This is a genomic window from Micromonospora sp. NPDC003776, from assembly GCF_053605645.1.
The window spans coordinates 1-5,718 of sequence record NZ_JBSGJR010000469.1 but is presented as its reverse complement, the minus strand read 5'-3'; the positions used below and the strand labels follow the sequence as shown (position 1 = coordinate 5,718).

General features: G+C 70.4%; 5 protein-coding genes. 2 read left to right on the top strand and 3 right to left on the bottom strand.

Annotation, left to right across the window (positions count from 1 at the left end):
• Nucleotides 1-36: 36 nt before the first annotated feature.
• The gene (locus ACWEVO_RS28395) at nt 37-1,731 is read right to left on the bottom strand and encodes a hypothetical protein (protein ID WP_452310550.1); all 1,695 of its coding nucleotides are present in this window, start codon (nt 1,729-1,731) and stop codon (nt 37-39) included.
• 355 nt (nt 1,732-2,086) lie between these two features.
• Here ACWEVO_RS28395 and ACWEVO_RS28390 point away from each other — a divergent pair, with 355 nt between their 5' ends.
• Complete coding sequence (locus ACWEVO_RS28390; protein WP_452310552.1) at nt 2,087-2,458, top strand: ArsR/SmtB family transcription factor; 372 nt, start codon at nt 2,087-2,089, stop codon at nt 2,456-2,458.
• 524 nt (nt 2,459-2,982) lie between these two features.
• On the opposite strand, the gene ACWEVO_RS28385 is transcribed toward ACWEVO_RS28390, so the two are convergent.
• Both ACWEVO_RS28385 and ACWEVO_RS28380 read right to left on the bottom strand, forming a co-directional pair.
• Nucleotides 2,983-3,612 (bottom strand): hypothetical protein, encoded by a 630-nt coding sequence (locus ACWEVO_RS28385; RefSeq protein WP_452310549.1) that lies wholly within the window; start codon nt 3,610-3,612, stop codon nt 2,983-2,985.
• 113 nt (nt 3,613-3,725) lie between these two features.
• The gene (locus tag ACWEVO_RS28380; protein ID WP_452310551.1) at nt 3,726-3,905 is read right to left on the bottom strand and encodes a DUF397 domain-containing protein; all 180 of its coding nucleotides are present in this window, start codon (nt 3,903-3,905) and stop codon (nt 3,726-3,728) included.
• 703 nt (nt 3,906-4,608) lie between these two features.
• On the opposite strand from ACWEVO_RS28380, the gene ACWEVO_RS28375 reads away from it, so the two are divergent.
• Nucleotides 4,609-5,718: hypothetical protein (locus ACWEVO_RS28375; protein WP_452310548.1), on the top strand; the 1,110-nt coding region annotated here is incomplete at its 3' end.

Genomic DNA, 5,718 nt, shown 5'->3' with positions numbered 1-5,718 from the left:
TTGACGTTGATCGGTCAGGTGTTGACGCTCTTTCGGTCAGCGGCGGCCGGTCTCGGCCGACTGCCTGTTGGAGCGCCGCGGAACGGCCTTCGAGCCCGGCTGAGGGTCCGCGTCGTCTCGCCGGTGCTGCTGGGGGCGCGACGCTGGTCGCTGCTCGGTGGACCCCTCCACGCTGTCGGGGGCCGCGACCGGCGGGGTGGTGCGGCTCGCCGCCGTGTCTACCAGGTCCGGCAGGTCTCGCCCGCCCACCAGCGGTAGCTCTCGCGTGACTGACGCGACCGAAGCCGGCTCGCCCGCCGGTTCGGCGACTCGGACCGCGCGCGCCCGGCCCGTGGCGGTTCGCTTCATCGGCGCCGGGCTGCGGGGCGCTGCCGATGCCGCGGCGCCCGCCTGCTCCTCGACAGAGCCCGGCGCGTCCGAGCTCGCCGATGCCTCTCCCCGACTGGCGGCCGCCCGGCCTACCGCGTTGCGCGGTGCCCGGCGTGGTGCGGTTGCCGGCAGAAGCGGGGCGAGTTCCGCGTGCAGCGCCGCCCAGTCAGAGGCACGGGACGGATCGGGCTGATCGATGGTCGACGGGAGGCGATCGCGTTCGGACTGCTCCATCTGCAGGTCGGTACGGTCGGCCGGCACCGCCTCGGGCCGCTCCGACGCCGGCCGCTCGGTACTGTCTGCTGCCTTCTCGGTGGCGTTCACGTGCTGAACGTCGTTCCCGGCCGACCCTGGCCCGGTTGAGCCGCCCGAGGCCGCGTGCACTGACGGGGAGACGGGGACCGTATCGAGCGCGGGGGCTGCGTCCGGCGCGCCGGCCACCGTATGCCGCGCGGGCACGTTGGCCAGACCCTCCGGGGTGTCGGCGAGTAGCCGCGCCGCCGAGGCGAGTGCGACGGGGTCGGGCTGACCGGCCCGACGCCACCACCGGCGGCGGCCGCTGGCCGGCAGGTTCCCGGCCAGCACGCGCTCAGGTGCCAGATCGGCCGCGATGAGGGTGGTGAGCCCGTCGTAGTCCGCCCGCTCGCCCAGCCGCCGGGCGATCTCGTCGAGGTCGTACACGGCCAGGGCGATGTCGGCGGTGGTGGCGTCCAGTGCTCGGCGGATCTTGCGGTGCAGGACCTTGCTGAGTGCCGCCTGCCGCCGCTCGGCGCGGATCTGCGCGTGCGCGGCGTCGAGCGAGTCGTACAGTCCGAGGCCGGGGTCGGCCTTGGCGAGCGAGCGTGCACGGCGGGTCAACCACGGATGTCGTACCCAGTGCCCGACCGGTTCGTACGCCGGTGTGGTGGGTGGCAGCTGCTGCCTGGCGCGCAGCCGGTCCCGCCGCTGGTTCTCGGTGTTCATCAGCCACACCAGGTACCCGAGCATTGACATGCCCGCGTAGAAGCCGCCCTCGAGGTGGTTGCTGTGCGCCAGCCAGTTGAACGCGACCGCCCCGGCGGCGATGCCCGCCGACAGCACGCGGGACAGGACCGCCCGTTCGCCGAGTCGACGGCGAACGTCGGCGTTCGCCAGCACCACGACGCCGCCCAACTCCAGTGCCCCCACGGCGGGAAGGGCGACGTACCACGGCATGCCGAGACGCTCCATCGCCCCGGACACCTGGCCGCCGAGCGCGACCAGCAGCACGACAATGTAGAAGCCGGTGCGCAGCACGGCGACCTGTCGCACCGCCTTGGCCAGCTCCGCGTCCCAAGCCGACGGCGGGTCGACGCCTGGCGCCCCGCCGGCGGCGTCTCGCATCCCGCCAGCTGAGTTTCCGAAGGTCGTCCGGGTCCGGTTCGGTTGCTGGAACACGCCGAGCAGGTTCCTCTCTCACTCCGGCCCCGGCCTGACCGGCGCCATAGCCGTCCGACCGGCGGTGCCGCCCGCCGAGTCGTACCGGAGCTGCACTCCGGCTGCCGCCCGTCGTCTGCCGCATGCTACCGGGTTGCCGGCCGAACAGGAGATCTCAGACACCAACACGGCCCCGGGTCAAGCCGCCGTCGGTCGCCGGTACTCTCTCTCGCCCCCGGCCGTGCCTTTCGCTCAGGTCTCGCCGTCGCCATCGGGATTCTGGTCCTGGTTCCACCGGCCGATCGACGGTGTTCGTGGAACCATGGAAGGCGTGGGAACTGTGAAAACTTCGATGCCTGCCATTTCGCCGCTTGCCGGGGAGCCGATCAAGCGCGCCGATGCCGAACGGCTCGCCGGAGTGCTGAAGGCCTTCGCCGACCCGGCCCGGCTACGACTGCTCAGCCTGATCCAGTCCGCTCCCGAGGGTGAGGCGTCCGTCAGTGACCTCACGGCGCCGCTCGGTCTCTCCCAGCCGACGGTGAGTCATCACCTTCGGATCCTCACCGAAGCCGGCCTGCTCGAACGCCAGCAGCGCGGGGTCTGGGCATACTACCGGATCGTGCCGTCCGCCATCGCGACGATAGCCGACCTGTTGACCCCGCCCCGCAAGCGGGCAACGAAGAAGGCCCGCTGACCGGCGCTTGCCGAGGGCCCACAACCTTCGCCGTCCCTGCCATTCCGGCTGGGCGCCGGTGGTAGCACTGGCGTGCCCCCGGTGCCGTGGTCAGGACTTTCCGCGCCCGCCTGTGCGCCGAATCGCGGACTCGATACGGAGTAGCAAGCCGCCGAACACGAAAACTGCCCCGAGGAGCAGATCCGTGGGTGTGCTTGGTTCGTCGTACTTGTAGAGGAGGAAGATCGTTCCCCCGGCTGCTGCGAGTCCGCCGATAATGCCGACTACCGCCCCTGCTGCTGTTTCTGGTTGCGTTTCGCTATCCGTCCACTCTGCTTCGGGGCTGAAGGTTTCGGCAGGGGCGGAATCGTGCTGAGCAGGGCTGGTTGGGCGTCGAGCGGCGTCCGGACCGGGCTGGGACGGGCGGATCTTCCGTTCGTGGGATGGCGAGTCCATCGCGGCAGTCTAGGCGGGGTATCGCCGCTGCTGGCGCCTCATCTCGATGAGCACGCGGAAGGCATCTCGGACGATGTACGTCCAAGGACTTAGGTCGCGTCCGCCGACGCCGCAGGGGTCTTTCGGCGCGCACTCCGCAGGGCGTAGACCAGGACCGCGGCACCGACCATGGCCTCGGCCAACCAAATGGCAAGGTTGACCGGGCGGTAGGGGTACCCGGTGAAGCCGATGTTCGGACTCAGCTTGGCAAAGTACAGGGCGGGCTCTACGACCAGACCGCCGCCCAGTAGTGCCAGGCCCAGGCGGTCGCGCCGGTCCGCCCACCGGTAGCCGAAATAGCCGGCCACGGCCCCGGCCACCAGGCCGATCAGCAGCCAAGGACGGGCACCGATCAGCTGTAGGCGCAGCCAGTGCTCGTACGCGACACGCAGCGCAACCAACTCCGGGGTCGACGGCGACAATTCCCATTTGTTCCGGGCGTCGATGCCGACCGCCAGGACGTTGTAGAAGCCGCAAACCGTCACGGCCGCCGCCGCGGCACCGGTCAGGGCGGCCGACCAGACCCTGCGGGCCGTCCACACGCTGGCCAGGAAGCTGATCACCAAGTACGGGCCGGCGAGGTTGCCGATCCAGAACGTGCCCGGGTCCTCGGGGGCGGGGATCCGACCGGTCAGCCACCCGTACGCGAACGCAAGGACGAGGGCGATCGTGACCTTCACGGGCGCCGACCCTACACAGTCGCCTTCAAAAGCGGTGTGCGGTGAGGTGGCTCCCCGGATGGTAGGGCGGCCCGTCTTCCATGAGCTCGCGGGTCGCCCCACCACCCACCCGCTCAGAGGTTCTGGCCGGCCCTCACCGAGTCGACGAAGGTCGACCACTCCTGAGCATCAACCTTGATCGTGACCTCCGGCCGCTGAGAGTTCCGCAGCAGCCGGCCTCCGTCGGGCGTGAGGGCAACCTCCAGACAGTTCGGGCCAGAGTTGTCACATCGGTTCGGGCGAATCCACTGCATACGGCTCTCTCCTTCGATCGGCCGGACCGCACGGGCAGGCCGGGACGGCAATAGGCGGTCAGTCATCTCGTTCAAGCGACAAAGCCGACGAAGGCGTCACAGGAGCCGGAACCTCCGACGAAAAGCAGAGCTGGCCACCCCGCAACGTCACTCTGGCCCTGGCATCGCCGCACCGGGTCCATCAAGCTCTCGCGGCCAAGCGCCGCATCGCCGAGGCACTGCAACGGCGAGGCGAGGTCTGTTGCGGCAAGAGGGCGCCACGATGCCTCCGCCCTCGCCGCGGTCGACATCGGCGTCGCTCTACACGCCCCACGGGGCCGATCTGGCCCGCGCCACCGCCGACCTCATTTTCACCGACGACGCCTACTCCACCGTCGCGACCGCGATCGGCGAAGGCCGCCACACCTCCGCCCCACTACGCCGGCGGTCGCCTTCTCCCTCGTCGCCAAACCCGCCCTCGTGATCGTGCTGCTGGCCGCGCTCGCAGGAGGATGGCCGATCCCGTTCGCCCCGTTCCACATCGTCCTGCTGGAGCCACCTCATCGCACTGACCAGCAACCCGGCTAGCCATCGTCCTGCGCCGTTTGTCCATTGATCGCGCCTGCCTGGCTGCTCGGGCTTGCTTCGCCCGGCCGCGACCGATAAGAAACCTTGTGGTGCAAGTCACTACTCGTCGTCTGCATGCGGATTGGAGCTGTTCGACATGCTGCCCGGCAGCCGGATGAACGGCATCAACCGGCCTGGCAGCCGGCTGCCGCTGGTCGCGGTCGCCACGCTTGCCGTCCTCGTCGTGGCGGGACAGGCGGTCGCGATCGCCGCCGCACCGGCCCAGCATGCCGTCACCGCGGCGACCCTGGCGCTGCTGGATCTGCTTGGCGCGGTGTGCGCGTGGCGGACTGCGGAGCTCGGACTCGACCGGGCGGCGTGGCGGCTCATCGCCGTCGGCCGGGTCCTGGCGGTGGTGGCCAACGTCGCATTCGGCGCGGCCACCGCGATGTCGGGTCTGCGGGAGCAGGTGTGGTGGTGGTGCGGCGCGCTAGCCGGGACGGCGATGTACGCCGTGCTCTCGCTGGGGGTGGTGTCATTCCCCGCCCGCCGGCTGCACGGCTGGCAGCGGGCGGCGCTGGCCGCCGAGGCCGTCGCCATCCTCGGCGGCGGGTTCATGTTCACCTGGTACTTCATCCTGCAGCCATACCTGGCGATGCACCCGGACCCGTCCCGGTCGCTGCTCACGGTGGGGTTCCCGATCGGTGACCTGCTGCTGCTGATCGCGATCAGCACGATGCTGCTGCGCGGTGGGTTGGCCGGCCCGATCCGGCCCGTCACCGTCCTCGTTGCCGGGCTCACCGTCTACCTTCTTGCCGACACCGCGTTCGACGGCGTCAGCAACGACGGCAACCACGCCACCGGTCCTGTCCCGGCCACCGTGGCGGTGGTGATCGCGTCGCTGCTCATGACGACCGCAACCATCTGGCAGCACGCTCGCATCACTACCGGCGGAGAACCCGAGGACGGCACGGTCGGGTCCGGCGAACGGCAAGCCACCGTGCTCGCCTACTTCCCCTACGCCACGGTCGGTCTCGGCTACGCCCTCATGCTCGTGGTCACCATCCGCGACGGTCAGCTGATGACCTGGGGCGGTCTGGTCATCGGCCTCATCGTCATGGCCGGCGCCGTCGCCGTCCGCCAGCTCATCTCCCTGCGCGAGAGCCGGCATGTCGACATCACCGACACCCTCACCGGCCTACCCAACCGGATCGGCCTGCACCAAGCGCTGAGCCGGGCGCTGCGCCACGGCCACCCGGTGGCCGTG